General features: G+C 73.0%; 20 protein-coding genes and 1 riboswitch. Of the genes, 7 read left to right on the top strand and 13 right to left on the bottom strand.

All coding sequences use genetic code 11. From position 1 onward, the window contains the following. Positions 1–133 precede the first annotated feature (133 nt). From ABIC61_RS07955 to ABIC61_RS07940, 4 genes are all read right to left on the bottom strand, one after another. Positions 134–1,687, bottom strand: coding sequence for a chitinase (locus tag ABIC61_RS07955; RefSeq protein ID WP_186321897.1), 1,554 nt, complete (start codon positions 1,685–1,687; stop codon positions 134–136). Continuing rightward, complete coding sequence (locus tag ABIC61_RS07950) at positions 1,687–4,089, bottom strand: glycosyltransferase family 2 protein (protein ID WP_354029484.1); 2,403 nt, start codon at positions 4,087–4,089, stop codon at positions 1,687–1,689. The genes ABIC61_RS07955 and ABIC61_RS07950 overlap by 1 nt, the downstream gene beginning before the upstream one ends. Positions 4,090–4,654: 565 nt before the next feature. Further along, the gene (locus ABIC61_RS07945; protein WP_354029483.1) at positions 4,655–5,650 is read right to left on the bottom strand and encodes a FecCD family ABC transporter permease; all 996 of its coding nucleotides are present in this window, start codon (positions 5,648–5,650) and stop codon (positions 4,655–4,657) included. After that, positions 5,647–6,681 carry a FecCD family ABC transporter permease gene (locus tag ABIC61_RS07940; RefSeq protein ID WP_354029482.1) on the bottom strand — a complete coding sequence of 345 codons (1,035 nt, stop codon included), beginning with the start codon at positions 6,679–6,681 and terminating at the stop codon, positions 5,647–5,649. Before ABIC61_RS07940 ends, ABIC61_RS07945 begins: the two co-directional genes overlap by 4 nt. Positions 6,682–6,840: 159 nt before the next feature. Here ABIC61_RS07940 and ABIC61_RS07935 point away from each other — a divergent pair, with 159 nt between their 5' ends. Continuing rightward, a complete protein-coding gene (locus ABIC61_RS07935) occupies positions 6,841–8,325 on the top strand; it encodes a S1C family serine protease (RefSeq protein ID WP_354029481.1) in 1,485 nt (494 codons plus the stop codon). On the opposite strand, the gene ABIC61_RS07930 is transcribed toward ABIC61_RS07935, so the two are convergent. Together ABIC61_RS07930 and ABIC61_RS07925 are read right to left on the bottom strand one after the other, a co-directional pair. Further along, positions 8,322–9,479, bottom strand: coding sequence for a hypothetical protein (locus ABIC61_RS07930; RefSeq protein ID WP_354029480.1), 1,158 nt, complete (start codon positions 9,477–9,479; stop codon positions 8,322–8,324). The genes ABIC61_RS07935 and ABIC61_RS07930 overlap by 4 nt on opposite strands. 197 nt (positions 9,480–9,676) lie before the next feature. After that, positions 9,677–9,934, bottom strand: a complete 258-nt coding sequence (locus ABIC61_RS07925) for a ferrous iron transport protein A (RefSeq protein ID WP_354029479.1) — start codon at positions 9,932–9,934, stop codon at positions 9,677–9,679. Between the two features lie 33 nt (positions 9,935–9,967). Here ABIC61_RS07925 and ABIC61_RS07920 point away from each other — a divergent pair, with 33 nt between their 5' ends. Further along, positions 9,968–10,330, top strand: coding sequence for an RNA-binding S4 domain-containing protein (locus ABIC61_RS07920; protein ID WP_070418630.1), 363 nt, complete (start codon positions 9,968–9,970; stop codon positions 10,328–10,330). On the opposite strand, the gene ABIC61_RS07915 is transcribed toward ABIC61_RS07920, so the two are convergent. From ABIC61_RS07915 to ABIC61_RS07900, 4 genes are all read right to left on the bottom strand, one after another. Continuing rightward, a complete protein-coding gene (locus ABIC61_RS07915) occupies positions 10,324–10,695 on the bottom strand; it encodes a hypothetical protein (protein ID WP_354029478.1) in 372 nt (123 codons plus the stop codon). The genes ABIC61_RS07920 and ABIC61_RS07915 overlap by 7 nt on opposite strands. Then, positions 10,695–11,642 carry a J domain-containing protein gene (locus ABIC61_RS07910; protein ID WP_354029477.1) on the bottom strand — a complete coding sequence of 316 codons (948 nt, stop codon included), beginning with the start codon at positions 11,640–11,642 and terminating at the stop codon, positions 10,695–10,697. Before ABIC61_RS07910 ends, ABIC61_RS07915 begins: the two co-directional genes overlap by 1 nt. A gap of 230 nt (positions 11,643–11,872) precedes the next feature. Continuing rightward, a complete protein-coding gene (locus ABIC61_RS07905) occupies positions 11,873–12,949 on the bottom strand; it encodes a winged helix DNA-binding domain-containing protein (protein WP_354029476.1) in 1,077 nt (358 codons plus the stop codon). A 61-nt stretch (positions 12,950–13,010) separates the two neighbouring features. After that, the gene (locus ABIC61_RS07900) at positions 13,011–13,757 is read right to left on the bottom strand and encodes a phosphotransferase enzyme family protein (RefSeq protein ID WP_144750466.1); all 747 of its coding nucleotides are present in this window, start codon (positions 13,755–13,757) and stop codon (positions 13,011–13,013) included. Positions 13,758–13,894: 137 nt separating this feature from the next. Here ABIC61_RS07900 and ABIC61_RS07895 point away from each other — a divergent pair, with 137 nt between their 5' ends. Together ABIC61_RS07895 and ABIC61_RS07890 are read left to right on the top strand one after the other, a co-directional pair. Then, complete coding sequence (locus ABIC61_RS07895) at positions 13,895–14,545, top strand: GntR family transcriptional regulator (RefSeq protein ID WP_354029475.1); 651 nt, start codon at positions 13,895–13,897, stop codon at positions 14,543–14,545. Then, entirely contained in the window at positions 14,542–15,771 is a 1,230-nt protein-coding gene (locus ABIC61_RS07890; protein WP_354029474.1) for an MFS transporter, read from the top strand. The genes ABIC61_RS07895 and ABIC61_RS07890 overlap by 4 nt, the downstream gene beginning before the upstream one ends. Here the strand turns inward: ABIC61_RS07890 and ABIC61_RS07885 are convergent. Then, on the bottom strand, positions 15,768–16,745 hold the full coding sequence (locus tag ABIC61_RS07885; protein WP_354029473.1) for an NUDIX domain-containing protein: 978 nt from the start codon (positions 16,743–16,745) through the stop codon (positions 15,768–15,770). The two genes, ABIC61_RS07890 and ABIC61_RS07885, sit on opposite strands and share 4 nt — an antisense overlap. 68 nt (positions 16,746–16,813) lie before the next feature. Then, positions 16,814–16,909, top strand: a riboswitch (TPP riboswitch). Between ABIC61_RS07885 and thiM the strand changes: the two genes are divergently transcribed. From thiM to thiD, 3 genes are all read left to right on the top strand, one after another. Then, complete coding sequence (gene thiM, locus ABIC61_RS07880; RefSeq protein WP_354029472.1) at positions 16,898–17,773, top strand: hydroxyethylthiazole kinase; 876 nt, start codon at positions 16,898–16,900, stop codon at positions 17,771–17,773. (Overlaps the previous riboswitch by 12 nt.) Continuing rightward, entirely contained in the window at positions 17,770–18,426 is a 657-nt protein-coding gene (gene thiE / locus ABIC61_RS07875) for a thiamine phosphate synthase (protein ID WP_354029471.1), read from the top strand. Before thiM ends, thiE begins: the two co-directional genes overlap by 4 nt. Continuing rightward, positions 18,423–19,892 carry a bifunctional hydroxymethylpyrimidine kinase/phosphomethylpyrimidine kinase gene (gene thiD, locus ABIC61_RS07870; RefSeq protein ID WP_354029470.1) on the top strand — a complete coding sequence of 490 codons (1,470 nt, stop codon included), beginning with the start codon at positions 18,423–18,425 and terminating at the stop codon, positions 19,890–19,892. The genes thiE and thiD overlap by 4 nt, the downstream gene beginning before the upstream one ends. A 411-nt stretch (positions 19,893–20,303) precedes the next feature. On the opposite strand, the gene ABIC61_RS07865 is transcribed toward thiD, so the two are convergent. Continuing rightward, the gene (locus ABIC61_RS07865) at positions 20,304–20,813 is read right to left on the bottom strand and encodes a metallophosphoesterase family protein (RefSeq protein WP_354029469.1); all 510 of its coding nucleotides are present in this window, start codon (positions 20,811–20,813) and stop codon (positions 20,304–20,306) included. Continuing rightward, positions 20,810–21,280: a MarR family winged helix-turn-helix transcriptional regulator gene (locus tag ABIC61_RS07860; protein ID WP_354029468.1), complete on the bottom strand. Its 471-nt coding sequence runs from the start codon at positions 21,278–21,280 to the stop codon at positions 20,810–20,812. Before ABIC61_RS07860 ends, ABIC61_RS07865 begins: the two co-directional genes overlap by 4 nt. Positions 21,281–21,335 lie beyond the last annotated feature (55 nt).

The following is a 21,335-nucleotide window of genomic DNA, read 5'->3' as shown; positions in this document are numbered from 1 at the left end:
CCCCGAACGGGGCTGGGGACAACTCGGCAGAACGCGTACAGCGAACGTACCGTGAACACGGAGCCCACGGCAGTGGAGCCGGGATCAAGAGGACTGGAGGCGGGGTGCCAGCTGGCACCGTGCCTCCAGTCCGTCACTTGGTGACGTCCTCCAGGATCTGCTTGATCTCGGAGTCCTTGAGCTTCACCCAGGGCGAGCCGTCCGGATCGCTCGTGGAGGCCTCGGGGCTCTCCCCCGTGTTCCACCACTTCGCCTGGTACGGGACGCCGTCGAACAGGACCCGCGCGCCGGTGTCGTACTGCTTCGTGCCGGACCAGGCGTCGTACGTGCCGCTCGGCAGGGTGACCTGCTTGACCGGCTTCTCGCCCTTCAGGACCGGACCGACGAGCTGCCACGGCGTCTCGTAGGCGCTCAGCACCGGGTCGTCGGGCAGGTCGCCGGACGTCCACCACTTCGCCTCGTAGACGTTCTGGTGCCAGACGACCTTCGTGCCCTCGAGGTACGAGGCGTCCGAGCTCCACACCGGGTACGGGCTGGTGGAGGGGTTGTCCGTCGGCTGCACGGTCGCCGAGGGCTCCGCCTTCGTGACGTCCGACGCGGCCGCCACGATCCCGCCGGTGAAGCCCTTGCCGAGGACGTCCGCGTACAGCACGCCGTTCTGGTCGACGCCGGAGCAGGAGTTCGACACCGTCGACAGGTTGACGTAGTTCGAGCCGCACGTGGTGTCCCGGTTGAGCGACCACATCGACATCCGACCGAGCCCGCGGTCCCGTGCCCAGGTGTTGAGCTTCTTCGCGTCGGCGAGGGTGAACACCTCGTCCTGGATGTCGTTCTGGCCGATCATCGGCGTCGCGCCGACCTTGTGCCAGAGCGTCGCGTCGGAGAGCGGGGTCCCGGCGCGCTCGTACAGGACGCCGAGCTGGCGCTGGACCTCCTGCAGGGTCTGCACCGAGGCGGAGTACATGCTCTGGCTCGCACCCTTGCCCTGGCCGTAGTCCATCGTCATCGCGTTCACACCGGCGAGGTCGACCCCGGCCTTGAGGAACTGCGCGACCGCGGTCGTGCCGTCGCTCGTCAGCCCGGACGGGGCGGCCGGCAGCGTGAGCCACACGGCGAGCGGGTGGCCCGCTGCCCGGCGCTGCTCCTGGAGCGCGGCCACCGCGGCGGCCCGACGCTTCCCCGCGTCGTGGTTCGTGAGGTCGTCGCCCTCGACGTCGTAGTCGACCGTGCTGACGTCGTAGCGCTTCACGACGGACTCGTACGCGCTCACCAGATCCGAGCCGTTCGTGCACGTCGTGGCGAGCTCGTCGTTCGCCAGGCCACCGAAGGAGACGCCGACCTCCCCCTTCTGCTGCTGCAGGCGGGCGATGCGACGGTCGAGGTCGAGCGCGTCCGACGCGCCCTGCATCGAGTACGCCGAACCCCAGGTCGGGGTGCAGGCGTCGTCGTGGTCGGCGACCACGAAGGACAGCATGACGTCGCGGCCCTTGGCGGACTTCACGTCCTCGAACGCGAACGTCGGCGTGGCGGTGACGTCGGTGTAGGCGGCGAACCAGGACTGCTCGGTCTCGGCGGCCTGGGCGGACTGCCAGCGGTCGAAGCCGACGTACCCGGCGGTGGCGAGGGCGGCGGTGAGCACGACGGCGATGCCGACGCGCACCGGGGACAGTCGTCTGGTGGCGGCCATCAGGCGGCGCTCCGTTCATCCGTGGTGGTCGTGGGGATCGACGTGGTCACGACGGCAGCCCCGACGACGTCCGCGTGGTGACGGACCGGCATGGTCTTGCCGCGGTGTCCGAAGTAGAGGACGGCGCGCCAGTCCTCGGTGACGGGCTCGGGCTCGGGCAGCAGACCCTTGCGGGCACGCTTCCGTTCGGTCCGAGCCGCCTTCGCCGCAGAGCGTCGCGCCGCCCGGGCCGACGGGTCGTAGTACATCCACTTCGTGGCCCACAGCCACACGTCGACGACCGAGTTCCAGATCCCGATGTAGGCGACGATCGCGTACAGGGCGAGCACGGCGTTGAAGGCGGCGAACACCGCGTTGCCCCAGTTCTGCGCCCCGTAGTCACGCACGAACGTGAACACCGAGAAGACGACCATGGCGTACGGCGCGAGGACGTACAGCGCCGGCGACGCCGTGCGGTCCCGGACCTTCGGCGTGCGTGCGAACGGGATCTTCTTCGCCGTGAGCGCCTGCTGGATGCTCTTCAGGACACCGGCGACGTTCACCGGCATGAGGATGAGGTTGAACCCGTAGATGCGCAACACGTCCGTGCGCTTGTACCCGCAGTACTTGAGGTCGCTCGACAGGAGCCAGAAGTACGGCAGGGCGGCGAGGAGCACCATCGGGCTGAGCAGCCGCGAGTCGTACGGGTAGGCCAGCAGGAAGATCAGGCCGAAGGATGCCCAGGCGATCGACGCCATGTAGTTGACGCGCAGGGACATCTCGACGATGCCGACCCGCTCCCCGCGGGCACGACGCTCGCGGACCTGGCGGATGTACTTCGGCAGGATGAGCAGCCCGCCGTTGGCCCAACGACGGCGCTGGACGATGAGCGAACCGAAGTCCGGCGGGGTCGCGCTGTAGGACAGGCGCTCGGGGTAGTTCACGAGCGTCCAGCCGTGCATGCCGAGGTCGACGCTCGACTCGGTGTCCTCGATGACCGTGCGGTCCTGCACGTAGCGCTTCACCTCGAAGCCGCCGACGGTCTCGACCTCCTCGATGTCGCGGAGCGCCCGGGTGCGGATGACCGCGTTCGCGCCGACCCAGAAGGTCGCGTTGTGGCGGGACATGCCCTGGTGGAGGATGTGCTGGATGTCCGTGGTGGCACCGGCGAGCCGCTCGATGCGGGTGGCCGCGCCGCGGAACGACGAGTACGGCGTCTGCGTCACGGCGACGCGGGCGTTCTCCGGCTGCTCGAGGAAGTAGACCAGGCGCAGGCAGTAGTCGCGCAGCAGGACCGAGTCGGCGTCGAGCGTGAGGATGTAGTCGGACGAGGGGACCACCAGGTCGGCGACCGCTGGGTCGGACACGGTGCGCAGGATGGTGCCGGACGCGGTCTCCTCGAACGCGTAGGAACCGCCGAGCAGCCCGATGTAGGCGTTGAGGTTCATCGCCTTGTTCGCCTCGTCGGAGAGGTTCGCGTACCGCTTCCGCTCGAAGGTCGTGATCTCGGCGGTGAACGTCCACGCCAGGCGACGCTGCAGTTCGAGCGCGCGGGCGGAGGTGATCTCACTGAAGGACTCCCCCGCGTCGACGGCGTCGACGATCGCGGCCTCGAGCGCCTCGGAGGTCAGGCGGAACTCGTCGGCGAGCCCGACCAGGACCTGGTCGTGGAAGAAGTGGTCCACGTGGTCGAGGACCTCGTGCTCACGGGCGTGGCGGCGGAGCCAGGCATCGGCCCAGCGGTGGTGCTCGACGAGGTTGCGCAGGCCGTCGACGCTCGCGAACGGTGCCGCGGCGGCCTCGACCTCGGCGGAGAGCAGGGCTTCCTGGAAGCGCTGCGACGGCGCCGCGAGCTGGTTCTGGATCGTGGTGGCGACCGCACGGGTCCGCTCGAGCTTGTCGAGGGTCTCCGGGTCGGTCGGGAAGGGGTTGTCGTCGACGAGCAGCACGACGCGCAGCGACGGGTACTCCTGCAGCGCAGCCGACCACAGCGTGGTGGCGACGACGTCGGGCTCCTCGGCGTAGCTCGGCACGAGGACCGTCATCGGCGACTCGTGGCCCTCGGCGAAGTGCCGGTCGAGCTCGGCGCGCGGGACCCGGACGTGGGTCGCGAACCGCTCCATCGCACCCTGGCGGGCGACCAGGTGCATGAGCGCGGAGAAGGTCAGGAACGTGACGACGACCAGGTACGAGATCGCCTCGGTGGTGAAGCGGAAGCTCTCGGCGCCGTAGTCCAGGAACTGACGGATCACGGTGTACACGACGTAGGCGAGCCAGAACGCGATCGTCAGGATGATCGCGACGCGGCCGGAGACGAGCTTCCGGTCGGAGGGGCGTTCGTGCAGGGTGTCGAGCGGGCGGGTACGACGCTCGGAACCCCACTGGCGACGGCGCGCGGGAGCGCCGTCATGCAGTTCGGGCATGACAGTCCTTCGTTCCGCTGGACCAGCGCGCCATCGGGTCGGGCACTGTCGGGGAGTCCGTGCGGTCGACTCCGAACGTATGGGGACAGACCGAACGGTGCAGACACCCGGACGGGGGGTTTTGGGCGTGCCGTGCGGGAAACCGCACGATGTTGCGGGGCGCACGTCCAGCGCGTGTCGCTGCCGGTCGCGCGGGCCCGGTCGTGCGGGTGGTCCGGGCGTTCTGCCTGGAGGCACGGCTCGGCTTCGCCACGCCGGTCGCGTTGGTCGGGTCGGTCGCGTGGGTCGCGTCGGTCGGGTCGGTCGCGGTGGTCGCGCAACACGCCGCTCACGTCCCCCGAGGGCGCACGAACCGCCGCCCCGCGGGCTCGCGGGCGGCAGAACGCGCGACCTCGGGCGGCCGTCCGGCGAGCACCCCTGGACTCCGAACGGGCGGAACGTGCCGCTCGCGTTCGGCGAGCGGGCGGATTTGCCCGGCGAGCGACGCCGAGCGTGACGTATTTCGCCCGCTCGCGAGCGGCGCCGATCGTGGCGTACTTCGCACGCTCGGGGTCGAGCTGGACGGTCAGCGGCCGCGGGCGAGGAGCCAGAGCAGGTACGGCGCGCCGATGACACCCGTCACGACGCCGACCGGCAGCGCGTTGCCCGGGATCGCGAACTGCGCGATGAGGTCGCTCGCGAGGGTGATCGCCGCACCGACCGCGGCGGTCGGACCGAGTGCGACCCGGCCTCCCCCGACGAGCCGGCGGGCGATCGGCGCCGCCATCAGCGCGACGAACGACACCGGCCCCGCGGTCGCCACGGCCGCAGCCGTCAGGCACACCGCCGTGAGCAGGAGCAGGACCTTCGCCCGGTTCGGCCGCAGCCCGAGCCCGGAGGCGACCTCGTCCCCGAGGGTCAGGACGGTCAGCCGCGGGGACTGCAGGAGCGCGAGCGCCATGAGCACGACGAACGCGATCGCGAGCACACCGACGAGGTTCCGGTCGACGGCGTTCAGGCTGCCGGAGAGCCAGAGGAGTGCGGTCCCCGCCTGGGTGACGGTGCCGCTGGTGAGCATCCACCCGGTGATGCTCAGGCAGATCGCGGCGACGCCGATGCCCACGAGGACGACCCGGTTGCCGGTGATCCCCCGCCGCCACGCGAGTCCGGCGATGACGAGCGACACCACCAGGGCGCCGACGAGCACCACCGAGAACAGGGTCCCGCCGCTCGCACCGAACAGGACGATCGCGGTCAGCCCCGAGGCGCTCGCACCCGACGTGATGCCGATGACGTCCGGGCTCGCGATCGGGTTCCGGACGACGCTCTGCACGATGCCCCCGGCGACGGCGAGCGAGGCGCCGACGAGGATCGCGCCGAACACCCGGGGGCCGCGGAGCTGTCCGATGACGAAGTCCGAGATCGTGTCGCCGTGCCCGACCAGCGCACCGGCGACCTGCACGGGCGACAGCGGGATCTCGCCGACCCCGAGGCCGACGAGCACGAGGGCGACCAGGAGCACGAGTACGGCGACGAGGACGAGGAACTCGCGGCGCACCGCGGTGACCCGGACGCGACTCACAGGCCCTTCACCGCCCGCGAGCGCACGAGCCAGATGAACACCGGGGCGCCGATGAGGGCGGTGACGATGCCGACCTGCAGCTCCCCCGGGTACGCCACGACGCGTCCGATGACGTCGGCCACGAGGAGCAGCGCCGGCGACACGATGGCGGAGAGCAGGATCGTCCAGCGGTGGTCCGGCCCGCTCAGGCGCCGGACGGCGTGCGGGACGGCGAGGCCGATGAACGCGATCGGTCCGGCGGCGGCGACGGCCGACCCGGCGAGCAGGACGGTGACGACGCCCCCGATCGCGCGGACCAGCACGACCCGCTGCCCGAGCGACGCGGCGAGCTCGTCGCCGAGTGCGAGCGTGTTGAGCGACCGACCGAGGGCGAACGCGATCGCCAGACCGACGAGGACGGGGACGGTGATGACACCCGCGGTGCCGAGGTCCTTCCCCGCGAGCGCACCGACCTGCCAGAACCGCAGCTGGTCGAGCAGGCTCTGGCTCGTCACGAGCACGGCGGTGGTGATCGACGACAGTGCGGCGGCCACCACGGCACCGGCCAGGGCGAGGCCGACCGGTGAGAGTCCGCGACGGGCGACGGCCGCGATCCCGTAGACGAGGAGTGCCGCCAGGGCAGCTCCGACGAACGCGAACGGCAGGTACGCCGCGGTGCCGCTGACGCCGAAGAGCGCGATCCCGGCGACGACCGCCAGGGTCGCCCCGGAGTTGATGCCGAGCACGCTGGGGTCGGCGAGGGGGTTGCGCGTGACGCCCTGCATGACCGCCCCGGCGACCCCGAGGGCCGATCCGGCGAGGAGCCCGACGACCGTGCGGGGCACCCGGTTCCCGAGGACGATGAGCCCGATCTCGTCGTTGCGGCCCGGGTGCAGGACGGTGTCGAGCACGATCCCGAGCGGGATCGGCCGGGACCCGAACGCCACGGAGAGCGCCACCGCCACGGCGAGGACGACCACCGCCAGCACGGTCGCGCCGACGAGGCGGGACGCGGAGCTGGGCGCGGGAGGGGTGGGCGACGACGAACGCATGGGAAGTAAGGCAACCCTAACGGACGACCTCGTACGGCGACCCCCGAGCAAGCCGTGAGCAGCCGCAGGGTCCGTTCATAGGTTCGTCATGGGAACCGGGCTTGTACTCGTAGCCATCGACACCCGACCGGGTCGTCGAGGGACGACCGGAGAGCACCGATGAACGAGACCCCGAACCCCGCTGCCGACGAGAACGGCACCGCCCGCACCGACGCTGCGCAGCCGCAGGCCGGGGCGGCGTGGGAGGCACCGCACGCCGACCCGTCGACCCTCCGCTCGGCGTACGCCTTCGACGGCAGCGGCCCGTACCTCTACGGCCCGGACGGCTCCGGCCCCTACGGGTACACACCGGACGGCCGCGGTCCGTTCCTGATCGGCAGCCCGGTGCTCCCCGGCTTCCAGCACGGCTGGGCGCACGGCGCCGCGACCGCGAACCACGGCGCAGCGAACCACGGCGCAGCGAACCTCGGTACGAAGCGCCCCCGTCGACTCGGGCTGATGATCGGCTCCGGCATCGCCGCCCTCGCGATCGTCGGCGCCGCGGGCGGGACGGCGCTCGGGCTCTCCACGCAGAGCACGACCACCACCTCCAGCCAGTCGCAGGGCACCACGACCCTGCCGGACACCGGCTCCGGCACGGACAGCGGCAGCGGCACGAACGGCTTCACGGTCCCCGGCGACGGCACCGGGAGCAGTGACGGCAACACCGGATCGAGCACCGAGTCGGCGGCGACCGCGGCGACGAGCGCCCAGAAGAAGGGCGTCGTGACGATCAACACCGTCCTCAACTACGACGAGTCCTCGCAGGCGGCCGGCACCGGCATGATCCTCAGCTCGAACGGCACGATCCTCACGAACAACCACGTGATCCAGGGCGCGACGAGCATCACCGTCACCGACGAGACCACCGGCAAGGAGTACAAGGCGGACGTCGTCGGGACGGACGCCACGAACGACGTCGCCGTGCTGAAGCTCGAGGGTGCGTCGGGCCTGTCCACCGTGACGCTCGACGACGACGGCGAGCCGAGCACCGGCGACACCGTGACCGACGTCGGCAACGCGGAGGGCACGGGCAACCTCGTCGCCGCCGAGGGTTCCGTGACCGCGACCGACCAGGACATCCAGGTGCAGAGCGAGTCCGGCACCGGCACGGAGTCGCTGACCGGCCTCATCGAGATCGCCGCGAACATCGTCTCGGGCGACTCGGGCGGTCCGGTCCTCGACAGCGAGGGCGAGGTCGTCGGCATGGCGACCGCGGCGTCCTCCGGTTCGGCGAACGTCACCGGGTACGCGATCCCGATCACGACGGCGAAGTCGATCGCGGACAAGATCCTCGCGGGCGAGTCCTCGTCGACGATCACCATCGGCCTGCCCGCGTTCCTCGGGGTCGAGGTCAGCGGCACGGCCACCACCGGCGGCGTCGCGGTCGCCGGCACCGTCGAGGGTTCGGGTGCCGCGAGCGCCGGACTCGCCGCGGGCGACACGATCACGAGCATCGACGGCACCGCCGTGACGAGCTCGGACGCGCTCACCTCGGCGATCCAGTCGCACTCCGTCGGCGACAAGGTGACGGTCGGCTACACCGACAGCACCGGCGCCGCGAAGACCGTGACGGTCACCCTGACCGCCGGCCCCGCCGCCTAACCCAGGAGGGCACGCACCACCGACCGGTACACGTTGGCCGGGGAGTCCGTGGAGAACACGGTCTCCCCGGCCTCCGTGCGTCCGACGCGCGCGAAGCCCTGGCCCTCCGCATGCACGACGACGATCGGGTTCGGCTTGCCGGGCCGCCGCAGCGACGACACCGTCCACGGCGCAGCCCAGAAGCGCGCGAGCCGCGGGTCAGCCTCGGCGATCGCCGCCGGCAGGTCCGGAGCGTCCTCCGCTCCGCCGGTGCGTCGCCCGAGCAGGTCTGCCCGGAGCGACCCCGTGCGGAACGGGAAGGTCCATGCCGGACCGATGCCGAGCCTCCCGGCCATCACCGCGACCACGCGCTCGACCGGCAGCCCGGTGACCACCGCGCCCGCCTCGTCGGTCCCGTCGACGACGGTCTCCGACCAGGCCTGGAGGCGCGTGGTGCGCCCGTCGGGTTGCCGCTGTTCCAGCGTGACGGGCTGGGCATCGCCGTCCCAGGGCTCGAGGAGCGTCTGGGTGGACTCGGGCAGCGTGCCGAGGCGGCCGACGAGGCCGGTCTCGATGAGCTCCCGGCCCGCCGGCGTGCGGAGGAGGGCGGGGTTCCAGCGCCGGCCGGCGAGGCTGCGGAGTGTCGTGAGCGCGTCCGGGCCGAGGTGGGGGCCGTCGATCGTCGGAGCGGGAGCGGCGACGGGCAGGTCCTCGAGCTCGCGCTGCACTCGCGACGGTGCGGGCTCGGTGGCACGGACGGTGTCGAGGACGGCGAACACGAGGTCGTCGGTGGCGAGCATGCGCGCGAGGGGCCGCTCGACGGTCAGGTCGACGCGGTGCCGGCCGGTGACGTACAGGAGGTGCGCGCCCACGACGTCACCGCCCTCGTCGGGGCGGACGTACTCGACCAGGCGCGCCGGGGCTCCCGTGGCGGTCCACGGGTCCGAGCCGATGAGCCGCAGTCCCTCGACGGAGCCCGGGAGTCGCTCGAGCAGGCTCGTGTGCTCCTCGGCGATGGTGCGGTCGCTCGGACGGGAGCGGACGGTGAGCACGACGTCGTCGCCGGTGACGCGCAGGTCCGCCTGGGCTGTGTCCTCGCGGCGCCACGCGTCGGGGCGGCGGAGGGTCAGGCGGGCGGTGCGGTCCTCGGTGCCGAGCGGGACGGGGACTGCCATGGCACGAGGCTACGTCGGGGGTGGGGCGGGCACGGTGGCGGCTCGCCGGGCGCGGGCGGACGGGTGCGCGTGTGCGGGCGCGGGTGCGGGTGGTGCGCGCGGCAGTGTGCGAGGTTCCGCGCACCGTGGGACCCGCGTGGCCTCGCACGGCGCACGGGACCTCGCACGGTGTCGGCGCGAGGTCGCACCGTGCGAGGTCAGCGACGCGGCGGGCGCGGCGCAGGCGGCGGTGGGACGGGCTTCGCGGCGACGACGTCGGCGAGCGGGACCTCGACGGCACCCCGGCGGGTGTCGATCGTCACGGACGACGGAGTCCGGGCGACGAGGACCCCGAGGGCGTCGCGCGCTCCCCCGCTGTGGTGGGCGCGCACGACCAGGCGGTCCCCGACCACGGCGTCCCGCAGGACCCCGAGCGCCAGCGCCCGGGCGATCGCGTCCTGCCCGCTGTCCTCCACCGTCCCAGCGTAGGGCGCGCCTAGAGTGTGGGGATGGCCAAGGCACGCGTGGACAGCTGGATCTGGGCGGTGCGGATCACGAAGACCCGCTCCGCCGCGACCGCCGCGTGCAAGGCCGGTCACGTCCGGGTGAACGGGGAGCGCGCGAAGCCCGCGCAGCCCATCGGCCCCGGGGACGAGGTCCGGGTGCGCCAGAACGGCTTCGACCGGATCGTCGTCGTCACCGGGATCATCCTGAAGCGGACGAGCGCCCCCGAGGCCGCGAAGCACTTCGAGGACAAGACCCCGCCGCGGCTCCCCAAGGAAGAAGCCGGCTTCGTCCCGATGCGCGACCGTGGTGCGGGACGCCCGAGCAAGCGGGAACGTCGGGACCTCGAGAAGCTCCGCGGCTACTGACGGTTCGGCTTGCCGAACGGGTCGACGACGACCTCGAACGCGGTCTCGCCGTCCCACTCGACCTCGACCGGCTGCCCCGTCCACCGCGCCTCGAGGTGCCCGTCGTCGTGCTCGTCGTTCCCGCACATCGCGGATCCGCTCGGGACCCGCTCGATCGCGACCCGTCCCTCGCGGCCGACGGCGAAGAGCTCGACGACGCGGCCCCGGATCCGCTGGTTCGGCACGGTGTCGTGCCGGACCTCGTCGAAGCGTCGCGCACCGTCCGCGGACACCGCGCCGTACTCGACGACGTCGCCGATCTCGACGGTGGGTCCGCAGCACTCGTGTTCCCAGCCGCCGACGAGGACCACCACCGGCTCGGCCATCAGACGAAGCGGACGGTCTGCTGCAGGCGGTCGCGGAGCTCGAACACGTCGACGCTCCCCTCGGGCGACCACACGCCGTTGAGCACCTGGCCGAGGGCGCTCCGCCGGACGACGAGCGCCGTGGGCTTCCGGGGCGAGCCGACGAGCTGGACGTCCTCGTCGACGGCGGAGTCCGGAACGACCAGCAGCCGGCCGGTGAACTTCACGCGGGTGGTCTTCTGCACGGCGCGGGCCGCGCGGACGAGTTCCTTCACGGGACGTTCCCCTGGTGCGAGGGTCTCGCCCGTGATCTCGCCGTGCTCGACGCGGACCGGGGCTCCCCAGTCGATGGACTCGAGCGCCCACAGGCCGCTCGGGGTGAGGACGGCGTGGTCGAGCTTGCCCTCGGCCCCGGCGTCGAGGTCGTGCCACACCGTGACGCCGATGCCCATCTCGGCGACGATCGAGGCGGTCGCTTCCTCGGCGAGGGCCTCGGCCAGCAGACGACGGATGTGCCGCGGCGCGGAGCGGATCAGCGTGGGGTCGTACGGGTCCTCGATGGGGTCACCCAGGCCGACCCACTCGCGTTCGGCCTGCAGGAAGACCTCACGCGACCGACCGCCGGGGTGTCCGTGGGACCGGGCCCGGGGCCGTGAATCGCGACGCGCCGCCGGGGGTGCGTAGGCGTCGCGACCGGGGTCGCTCCTCCAGGCCGACGAACCCGACGGGCCGGACGTGCCCTGCTGGCTGCCACGCTGGGAGCCCGCGTCGTAGGCGCGGCGTGCGGCGGGGGTGCCGACGCGTTCCCACGCGATCTGCACCTGGCGGAAACGCCGGGCGTCGCCGCCGAGGTCGGGGTGGGACTCGCGGGCGGCGCGGCGGTAGGCGCGGCGGAGTTCGTCGTCGTCGGCGGTCGCTCGGACGCCGAGGACTTCGTACGGGGTGGCGTCGGCCGGGCTGTCGGTCATGGCCCTGCGACATTACCCGAGGGAGCGTCGGAGTCCGCCGCGTGGCGGCTGGGTGCTGCCTGGAGGCGCGGGGCGGCCCCGGCAGTTCGGCTCGCGCCGTCGCCGTCGCCGTCACCGTCACCGTCGCCGACGCCTTCGCCGTCACCGACGCCTTCGAGTGAGCAGGAACCGTCGGGTCCAGTTCCGGCACTCGACGAATACTGCTCCGTCGACGGGTGCGCACCGGCGGATCAGGCGACCGAGAACGACACGGGGGTGGCGAGGAACGCCGCGTAGCGCCGGGCGGCGGCCTCGAGCGCGCGGACGGCAGCGTCGTCGAGCGGTTCGAACGGGGTCAGTGTGACCCGGACGTCCCGGGAGCGCTCCGTCCGGGTCCAGGCTCCGACGACCCGCCCGCGGAGGACGGCCATCGGCAGGAAGATCCCGTTGCCCCCGGGGACCACGCGGTCGGCGTGCACGGGGTCGAGCTGGGCGGAGCGGTCGGCGTACCCGAGCAGGTACTCGTCGAAACCGGGTAGGAGGTGCCCGGTCGGGACGCCCCCGGTGGGCGGGCGGTCGGCGAGCGCGAGGAGCCCGTCGCCGAGGTCCTCCACGGTGTCGCCGGCGGCCGCCCGGGCACGTCGGACGTCGCCGAGCGGGAGCTTCGTCCAGCTCGCGGCATCGGCCTCGGTCGCGGGTCCCCGGCCGCGGAGGTACCCGACGAGCACCCGGCGCAGCGCTTCGTCCCGGTCGGGCAGGTCGGTGGTCACCGGTGCCCAGTCGTCGAGGAGCACGAGCCCCTGGCCGACCCGTGCGGTCGGGCCCCAGGCGACGAGCCCCTCCTGCGCGAGGCGGAGCAGCACGTGGTAGCCGCGACCGCCGGTGGGGTCGATGCCGGCGGACCGGTACGCGGTGAACAGGTCGTCACGGACGAGTGCCCGCCCGCCGGACAACGCGTCGACGGTGGTGTCACGGGCGGTGGCGAGGACGGCGTCGTCGATGCCGAGTTCCGTCGCGCGTCGGGCGATGGCGCGGATGGTGCGCTCGGCGGTCAGCGAGAGCAGCAGTCGGAGGTCGTCGGGGCGCATCGCGTGCAGGGTGCCGCGCATCGGCCACGAGCGGACGAGTTCCCCGCGGTCGAACGCGGCGCGGACGTCGTCGCGCGTCGAGCCGGGCGACCGGACACCGATCGCCCACAGCACCTGCCCGAGGTCCTGCCCCTGGACTGCGGTCATCCGTTCGACCGCTGCGGCGGGACCGAGTTCGGGCACGGCGACCCCCTGCGCGGCGAGACGCATCGCGCGCAGCTGGGCCGGGGTCGTCGTCACGGCACCAGCATGCCCGGTACCACCGTCACGCTCGACACCACCGTCACGCCCGACACCACCGTCAGGCGACGGCGGCGGCGATGTCCTCGGCGTGCTCCTCGATGTACGCCACGTCGGCCCGGTAGAGCTCGGCGTGCCCGTGTTCCAGGTCGCTGACGAACTTCGGGTTGCCCGCGGCGGCCTCGGTCTCGATCGTCGTGACGAGGGCCACCAGCGAGCCGGTCATCGTCTCGGCGAGCAGCTCCCGTGACCGGGCGTCGAGCTCGTAGGCGCGGCAGAACTCCGCGGCGCGGTCGAGGCGTTCGTCGAGCGAGGGCGCGGTCGAGCCCTCGACGATGCCGGTCGTGAACGGGGCGAACCGGTACACGGCACTCGCCACGTCCCACACCCGGGGCCCGGGGTGGGCGGTGTCGAAGTCGATGAGCCCCACCGCGGCGATGCCGTCGTAGACGCAGTTGTACGGGGCGAAGTCGCCGTGCACGATCGTCTCGGCGGGGAAGCGCTCCGCCTGGGACCACACGTCGCGGGAGTCGTCCCGCGGGAAGGTCGCGGCGGCGTCGTGGTAGTGCCGCAGCAGTCGTGCGGTCGTGACGAGCGCTGCTTCGCTCGCGACGTCGGCGGTCCACGGGTACTCCCCCGCGGTGCCCGGCACGAACGACACCGTCTCGAGCGTGTCCCCGTGCTCGATCGGTTCCGGTGCCGCGACGAACCCCTGTTCGTGCAGGTGGGCGAGCAGCCGGTGCACGGTCGGTGTCCACGGCCCTGCTGGGCGGTGCACACGATCGTCGGCCCTGGTGATCCGCTCCATCGGAACCTCCTGTAGTACGTCTCCGTTGACGTGGTGGCCCAGCGTATCGGGCCGAGCAGCCCGGTGTACCGGTCCATTGTGAACTCCTCGTGTCACTATCGCATGCACCCTTGCATGCAAGCGTAGGATCGACGACCGTGAGCACCCCGAGCACCCCCGTCACGAGCCAGGCAGCGTCCGACCGGGCGTACGACCACGTCAAGCGCGCCATCATCCGCGGCGACCTACCCGGTGGCACCGCGATCAGCGAGAACGCCCTGTGCCACGAGATCGGCGTCTCCCGGACACCCGTGCACGAGGCGTTCCTGCGCCTCGCCGCCGAGGACCTGCTCACCCTCGAGTCCCGGAAGGGCGCCGTCGTCCGGCCGATGTCCCCGAACGAGGCGGTCGACGTGCTCGAGATGCGGGAGGCCATCGAGTCGACCGCGGCGACCCGCGTCGTGACCGACGGCCGCGCTGCGGACGTCACCCCGAGCCTCCAGGCCATGCTCGCGGAGCAGGAGCAGGCGGTCGCGACCGGCGACGTCGACCGGTTCATCGAGGTGGACGCAGAGTTCCACGGGGCCGTCATCGGCGCGTCGCGGAACGCGATCGCCGTCATGTTCGCCCGGACGCTGCGGGACCGGCAGCAGCGGCTCCGGCACCACCTGATGCGGCTCCAGCCGTCGCAGTTGCAGGCGTCGCTCGAGGACCACCGGGCCCTCGCCGCCGCGCTCGAAGCGGGGGACGCAGCCCGCTACGCCGAGGTCCTCAGCGCACACGTCGCGTCGCACCGGGGTGCGCTGTGAGCGCGGGCACCGACTCGATCGCGGTCCCGAGCGTCCGGGTCCTGCCGTGGGTCGCCGTCTGGGGTGCGGTGTTCGTCTGCTCGTGGGGCGGCAACCAGTTCTCACCGCTGCTGCTCATGTACGAGGAGCGTGCGCACTACTCGTCGCTCCTCGTCAACGTCTTCCTCGGCGTCTACGTCCTCGGGCTCGCCCCGGCACTGCTCGTCGCCGGGTCGCTGTCCGACCGGCACGGACGCCGGCCGCTCATGCTCGCGGGGATCGTCTCCGCCGTCGTCGGGAGCGGACTCCTGGCGTTCGGACCGCTCGGCGCGGGCTTCCTGATGGCCGGACGCCTGTTCTCCGGGATCACCGTCGGCATCGCGATGGCGGTCGGCAACAGCTGGGTCAAGGAGCTCTCCCAAGGACGCTTCGACCCGTCCGCCGACGCCGGCTCCGGCGCCCGCCGGGCATCGCTGGCGTTCACCCTCGGCTCGGCATCGGGTGCGCTCGTCGCCGGGCTGATCGCACAGTGGGGACCGATCCCCGAGGTCCTGCCGTTCCTCGTGCACATCTGCGTCGCGATCCCCTTCGCCGTCATCGTCTGGCGGACGCCGGAGACGAACCGCACCGGAGGCCTCCCCGGCCCGTGGTGGAGGCAGCTCGCGGTGCCGAGCGCCGGCCACCGCCGCTTCACCCGGGTCGTGCTCGTCGCGGCACCGTGGATCTTCGGCTCGGCGGCGATCGGGTACGGGTACCTGCCGACGAAGCTCGCCGGGGCGACCGGGATGTGGGGACTCCTGTTCGCCACCGCCGCCACCGTCGTCGCCCTCGGGGTGTCGAGCGCCGTGCAGCCCCTGGCGGCGCGGGTCAACTCGCTCCTCTCGGCACGCGGACTGCTGATCGCCGTGGGCCTCATGACCGCGGGCATCGCCGTGGTCGTCGTCGCGATCCAGCTGCAGTCGGTGGCGATCGGACTCGTGGCGAACGTGGTGATCGGCCTCGGCATCGGGCTCGCACTCGTGTCGTCGTTGCTCGAGGTGCAGCGCATCGCCGGGTCCCGCGACCTGGCCGGGCTGACCGGGCTGTTCTACGCGGCCGCCTACGCCGGGTTCCTGGCGCCCGCGGTGATCGCCGCCGTGGCGAACGTCGTCGCCGTGCCCCTCATCCTGTGGGTCGTCGTCGGGCTCGGGGTGCTGTCGTGGCTGGCGATCCTGGTGTCGTCGCGGAAGCACATCCCGGCGGGCTAGAACTGCTCGCGCAGCCAGCTCGGGCCGTGCACCGCGGCGCCGATCGCCTCGACGCGGGCACGGAGCTCGCGGTCGGCGGTCACCACGACGACCGGTGCGTGCCCGGCGTCGAGCGCGGCCCGTGCGGCCTCGACGATGGCGTCGTCACCGGAGCCGGGCGCCCGGACGACATCGAGTGAGCAGGAATCGTCGGGTCGGGCATCGGCACCCGACGTCTTCTGCCCACTGAACGAAGCGGGCGAGCCCGCGACGCCGCCCGCGCCCGGCGAGCCCGCGCCGCCAGCACCCCGCGCCTCCCCCTCGAGCACCACCGTCCACCGCGGCCACCACCGGTCGAACGGCAGGTCCAGGAGCGCCGCCGGCAGGCCCGCTGCGGCGAGCGCCTCGACCGACCCGAGCAACCGCGACGCGGCCCCCGCCCGGTCCTTCCACCACCCGTCCGGCACGCTGCCGACGACGTTCGCGGCGTCCACCACGACGTGCGGTGTCGTCCCGAGCCGTGCCCGCAGTGCCGGCCAGGACGCCCCGAACCCGGGGTGCAACGGCAGGTCGTCGACGTCGTCGACGGGCACCCACGCGAGTTCGAGGCTCTCGCGGTCCGCGATCACCGGTTCGAACGGACTGGAGGCGCGCCCCACCACCGTCGTGTACGTCCAGAACCCGAGGTCCAGCACGGACGTGTGCCGCAGGTCGACGCCGTCCTCCGGGACACCGGCTTCCTCGGCGGACTCGCGGAGGGCTCCGGTCACGGCGTCCTCGCCGAGGTGCCGGGCTCCGCCGGGGATCCCCCAGGTGCCGCCGTGGTGGCTCCACTCGACGCGGTGCTGCAGGAGCACGCGCCCCGAGCCGTCGTCGACGAGGAGCCCGGCAGCGCCGAAGCGACCCCAGGCCTTGGTGCCGTCGGGGCCGATCGCCCAGGCGTCGCCGGGATCGCGGGGGCCGGGAGGAGGCCCGGGAGGCGTTGCGTCTGGCACTCCCCAAGCCTGTCACACGGCACCGCGCATGTGACCGGAGACGTCGGGAGCTCGTCGTGTACGGTGTCGTCCGAGACACGGGGTGCCGCAACCAGCGGCTGAGATCACACCCGTCGAACCTGCTCGAGCTCGTACTCGCGAAGGGATCGTCCATGGAAACCGCTGCGCCCGAACCGTCCTGGGCCCACCGAACCGCCGAACTGCTCGAGGCCGTCCGTGCCCGGGGCCCGCTGGTGCACTGCATCACGAACACGGTGGTGCAGAACGTCACCGCGAACGTGCTGCTGGCCCTCGGCGCCTCGGCCGCGATGGTCGACGTCGTCACCGAGGCCGGGCCGTTCGCCCGGGTCGCCGACGCACTGCTGGTGAACACCGGCACCCCGCACGCCGAGCCCCGGGCCGCGTCGCTCGAGGCCGCCTCGGCAGCCGTCGACGCCGGCACGCCCTGGGTGCTCGACCCGGTGGCGGTCGGCTCGCTCCCGGTGCGGACCGCGCTCGCCCGCGACCTGCTGGCGCTCGGTCCGACGGTGCTCCGCGGCAACGCCTCCGAGGTCCTCGCCGTGCTCGGTGCGTCCGCCGGTGGGCGCGGGGTCGACAGCACGGTGGGCACCGACGACGCGCGGGACGCTGCGGTCGCCGCCGTGGCCGGTCCCGACCCGGACGGGAGGCGCGTGGCTGCGGTCGCCGTGTCGGGTCCCGTCGACCTGCTGGTCGCGCCCGGCATCGGATCGGTGCGGGTCGCGAACGGCACCGAACTGCTGACCCGGATCACCGGCGGCGGGTGCGCGCTGGGAGCGGTCGTCGCCGCGTTCACCGCGGTCTCCCCCGACGACGCCGGAGCGGCTGCGGTCGCCGCCACCGCGGTGCACACGATCGCCGCCGAGCTCGCGGCGCGGGACGCCGGCGGGCCGGGCACGTTCCAGCCGCACTTCCTCGACCGGCTGGCGTCGCTCAGCCCGGAGGACGTCGTCCGCGAGGCCCGGATCACGGTGGAGCAGGCACCCGAGACGGTCGGGGTCTCCGCGTGACCGGCACGGACGTCGGTGTCTACCTCGTCACCGACGGCGCGTTGTCCGACCGGCACGGCATCGGTGTCCTCGGTGTGGTCCGTGCCGCGGTGCACGGCGGCGTGCGGATCGTGCAGGTCCGCGACAAGGACGCCTCCGCGCGCGACCTGCTCGCCCTGACCTCCGCGGTGGCCGACGCCGTGGGCGACCGGGCGACCGTCGTGGTCGACGACCGGCTCGACGTCGCCCTCGCCGCTCGTCACGCCGGCCACAGGGTCGCCGGGGTGCACCTCGGCCAGTCCGACGTCCCGGTCGAGGTCGCCCGGGCCCTGCTCGGCGCGGACGCCCACGTCGGCCTGACCGCGAACACGCCGGAGCACCTCGCTGCGGTCGCCCGGCTCCCCCGCGGCACGGTCGACCTGCTCGGGGTCGGGGTCGTGCACCCCACCTCGACGAAGGCGGACCACCCGCCGGCGCTCGGTCACGACGGGTTCGCCCGGCTCGCAGCCGCGACCGACGTCCCGTGCGTCGCGATCGGTGGCGTGACGCTCGACGACGTCGTGCCCCTGCGCGCCGCCGGGGCAGCCGGTGTCGCCGTGGTGTCCGGCATCTGTGCGGCCGCCGATCCCGGTTCGGCCGCCGCCGCGTACGTGTCGGCCTGGAGCGCATCGTGACCGCCGCACGGCCGACGGTCCCCCGTGTCCTGAGCATCGCGGGCACCGATCCGACCGGCGGCGCTGGACTGCAGGCCGACCTGAAGTCGATCGCGGCGCACGACGGCTACGGGATGGGGGTCGTGACGGCGCTCGTCGCGCAGAACACCCACGGCGTGCGATCGGTGCACGTCCCTGACGTCGGGTTCCTCCGCGAGCAGCTCGACGCGGTGTCCGACGACGTGACGATCGACGCGGTGAAGATCGGCATGCTCGGCACCGCCGACGTCGTCCGCACCGTGACGGCGTGGCTCCGCGAGCATCGCCCGCCCGTGGTCGTGGTCGACCCCGTGATGGTGGCCACGAGCGGCGACCGACTGCTCGACGAGGACGCCACCCGCGCGGTGTCCCACCTGCTCGAGCTGGCCGACCTGGTGACGCCGAACCGGCCGGAACTCGACGCCCTCGCGACGCTCGCCGGAACCGAACCCGGCAGCTCGCCGACGGCGACGGCACGGATCGTCGCCCGGACCTGGGACGTCCTCGTGCTCGCGAAGGGCGGCCACGACGACGGCGACACCTCCGACGACGTCCTCGTCTCGCCCGACGGCACCGCGCGGACGTTCCCCGGCCCACGTGTCGCGACGACGAACACGCACGGCACCGGTTGCTCGCTGTCGAGCGCGATCGCGACGCTCGCAGCGCGCGACGGCGACTGGGAGCTCGCGATCGGGACGGCCAAGACCTGGCTGACCGCTGCCCTCCGGAGCGCCGACGCACTGCACGTCGGGACCGGCAACGGACCGATCGACCACGGCGCCGTCGTCCGGGACGCCCTGCCCGCGCCCTCGTGGACGGACCACTGGTGGACCGACGTCGCCGGCGTGCTGCAGGAGACGATCGACTGCCCGTTCCTGGTCGGCCTGCGGGACGGAACCCTCGACACCGACGTCTTCGCCGGCTACCTCGCGCAGGACGTGCACTACCTGCGGGCGTACGAGCGGCACCTGTCGCAGCTCGCGTCGTGGTCGACGGGCGACACCGCGGCGTTCTGGGCGGCGTCCGCCGAGGGCTGCGCCGACGAGGCCCGCGACCTCCACCACCGACGCCTCGCCGGCACGCACGCCGACGACCCGGTCCACCCGACCTGTGCCGGGTACCTCGCGCACCTGCAGGCGGCCGCCGACACCGGGTCGGTCGGAGTCCTCGCCGCAGCGGTGCTGCCGTGCTTCCGGGTCTACGCCTGGGTCGGCACGCAGCTCGGCGCCGTGCCCGCGGACCACCCGTTCGCGGACTGGATCGGGGCGTACGGCGATCCGGGCTTCGCGGAGGCCTCGGCCGCCGCGACCGCCCGTGTCGAGCAGCTCGCGACCGCTGCGACACCCGCCGAGCGCGGCGCGATGACCCGGGCGTTCCGCCGCAGCACCGAGTGGGAGCTGGCCTTCTTCCGCATGCCCCTGCTCGCGCCGGCGCGAGCCCCGGCCTGAACGCGAGAACAGTCCGTACGGACGAAACCCGGCCCACGCCCGGAAGGTGGTGCGGAACGGACTGGAGGCACGGGGCGGGGCCGCCACGCGCCTCCAGTCCGTCAGACCGTCAGACCGTCACCACACTGCGAAAGCGACACCGTCACGCCGACGCACGCCGACCACCCCGCCAAGGCGACACAATCCCGCCACCCTTCGGCGGCAGACAGTCGCTTTCGCGACCAGCACCGGTCTGGAGGCACGGGGCGGGGCCGCCACGCGCCTCCAGTCCGTCAGACCGTCACCACACTGCGAAAGCGACACCGTCACGCCGACGCACGCCGACCACCCCGCCAAGGCGACACAATCCCGCCACCGTTCGGCGGCAGACTGTCGCTTTCGCGGGTCGGGCCAGTCCGGAACGGGGTCGCGTCAGCGAGCCGGCGGCGACAGCCGCACCAGCTCGACGGTCAGGTCGTGCCCGTCGACCGTGCCGCGCATCCACGTGTGGTCCGGCTGGCGCCGGCGATCAGTCGGCGAACCGGGGTTGAGCAGGCGGAGCCCGGACGGCGCCACGGTGTCCCACGGGATGTGCGAGTGGCCGAACACGAGCACGTCGACGTCGGGGAACTCCGCGGTCATCCGACGCTCCCGGCCGGTCGCCGCACCGGTCTCGTGCACGAGGGCGAAGCGGAGGTCCTCGACGGCGAAGCGCGCGACGAGCGGCAGACGGTCGTCGAACTCGGGCCCGTCGTTGTTCCCCCGGACGCCCTCGAACCGGCGCGACCGGCCCTGTACGGCATCGAGCGTCGCGAGGTCCACCCAGTCGCCCGCGTGCACGACGAGGTCGGCGGCGTCGACGTCCGCCCAGAGCGGCTCGGGCAGGTCCTTCGCCCGCTTCGGCAGGTGTGTGTCGGAGAGCAGGACGAACGAGGTCGTCACGGTGCGGTGCGCCCGGGGACGGGCAGACCCGCCTCGTCGGCGGCGCCGAGGCGTTCGAGCAGGCCGGCGAGCAGCGCGATGTCGTCGTCGGACCAGCCCGCGAGTCGTTCGTCGAGGGCGTCGCGGTGCAGCTGGACGGACCGTTCGAGTGCCGCGCGGCCCTCGTCGGTGACGCCGAGCGGCTTCGCGTTGCCCGTGCCGCCGTCCGTGGTCCGGATGAGCCCGGCGGCGAGGAGTCCGGAGAGCTGCCGCGAGATCGTCGACCGGTTGAGCCGCAGGTACCGGGCGATGTCGATGGCCATGCACCCGGGGTGCTGCACCACGAAGTCGACGAGGGACTGGTCGACGACGCTGAGGATGGACTCCGACCCACGGGCTCGGATGCTCGCACGACGGGTGATGCGGGCGAGCTCCGTGTAGGCACGCCCGATGTCGCTGTTGCGGACGTCGGGCTTCGGGCTGCTCATCGCCGGGCCTCCAGCCTGTCAGGGCCTGTTCGTTGCTGTGCCGGTGCCGACCGGC

The organism is Curtobacterium sp. 1544 (assembly GCF_040544915.1).
GTDB classification, from domain to species: Bacteria; Actinomycetota; Actinomycetes; order Actinomycetales; family Microbacteriaceae; genus Curtobacterium; species Curtobacterium pusillum_C.
Note: the sequence above shows the minus strand (reverse complement) of the source record. Positions and strands in the feature narration are given on the sequence as shown.

Coding starts and splice junctions, on each gene's coding strand:
- ABIC61_RS07955 (WP_186321897.1), bottom strand. CDS start 1,687: ATGGCCGCCACCAGACGACTGTCCCCGGTGCGCGTCGGCATCGCCGTC.
- ABIC61_RS07950 (WP_354029484.1), bottom strand. CDS start 4,089: ATGCCCGAACTGCATGACGGCGCTCCCGCGCGCCGTCGCCAGTGGGGT.
- ABIC61_RS07940 (WP_354029482.1), bottom strand. CDS start 6,681: ATGCGTTCGTCGTCGCCCACCCCTCCCGCGCCCAGCTCCGCGTCCCGC.
- ABIC61_RS07935 (WP_354029481.1), top strand. CDS start 6,841: ATGAACGAGACCCCGAACCCCGCTGCCGACGAGAACGGCACCGCCCGC.
- ABIC61_RS07930 (WP_354029480.1), bottom strand. CDS start 9,479: ATGGCAGTCCCCGTCCCGCTCGGCACCGAGGACCGCACCGCCCGCCTG.
- ABIC61_RS07920 (WP_070418630.1), top strand. CDS start 9,968: ATGGCCAAGGCACGCGTGGACAGCTGGATCTGGGCGGTGCGGATCACG.
- ABIC61_RS07915 (WP_354029478.1), bottom strand. CDS start 10,695: ATGGCCGAGCCGGTGGTGGTCCTCGTCGGCGGCTGGGAACACGAGTGC.
- ABIC61_RS07910 (WP_354029477.1), bottom strand. CDS start 11,642: ATGACCGACAGCCCGGCCGACGCCACCCCGTACGAAGTCCTCGGCGTC.
- ABIC61_RS07900 (WP_144750466.1), bottom strand. CDS start 13,757: ATGGAGCGGATCACCAGGGCCGACGATCGTGTGCACCGCCCAGCAGGG.
- thiM (WP_354029472.1), top strand. CDS start 16,898: ATGGAAACCGCTGCGCCCGAACCGTCCTGGGCCCACCGAACCGCCGAA.
- ABIC61_RS07860 (WP_354029468.1), bottom strand. CDS start 21,280: ATGAGCAGCCCGAAGCCCGACGTCCGCAACAGCGACATCGGGCGTGCC.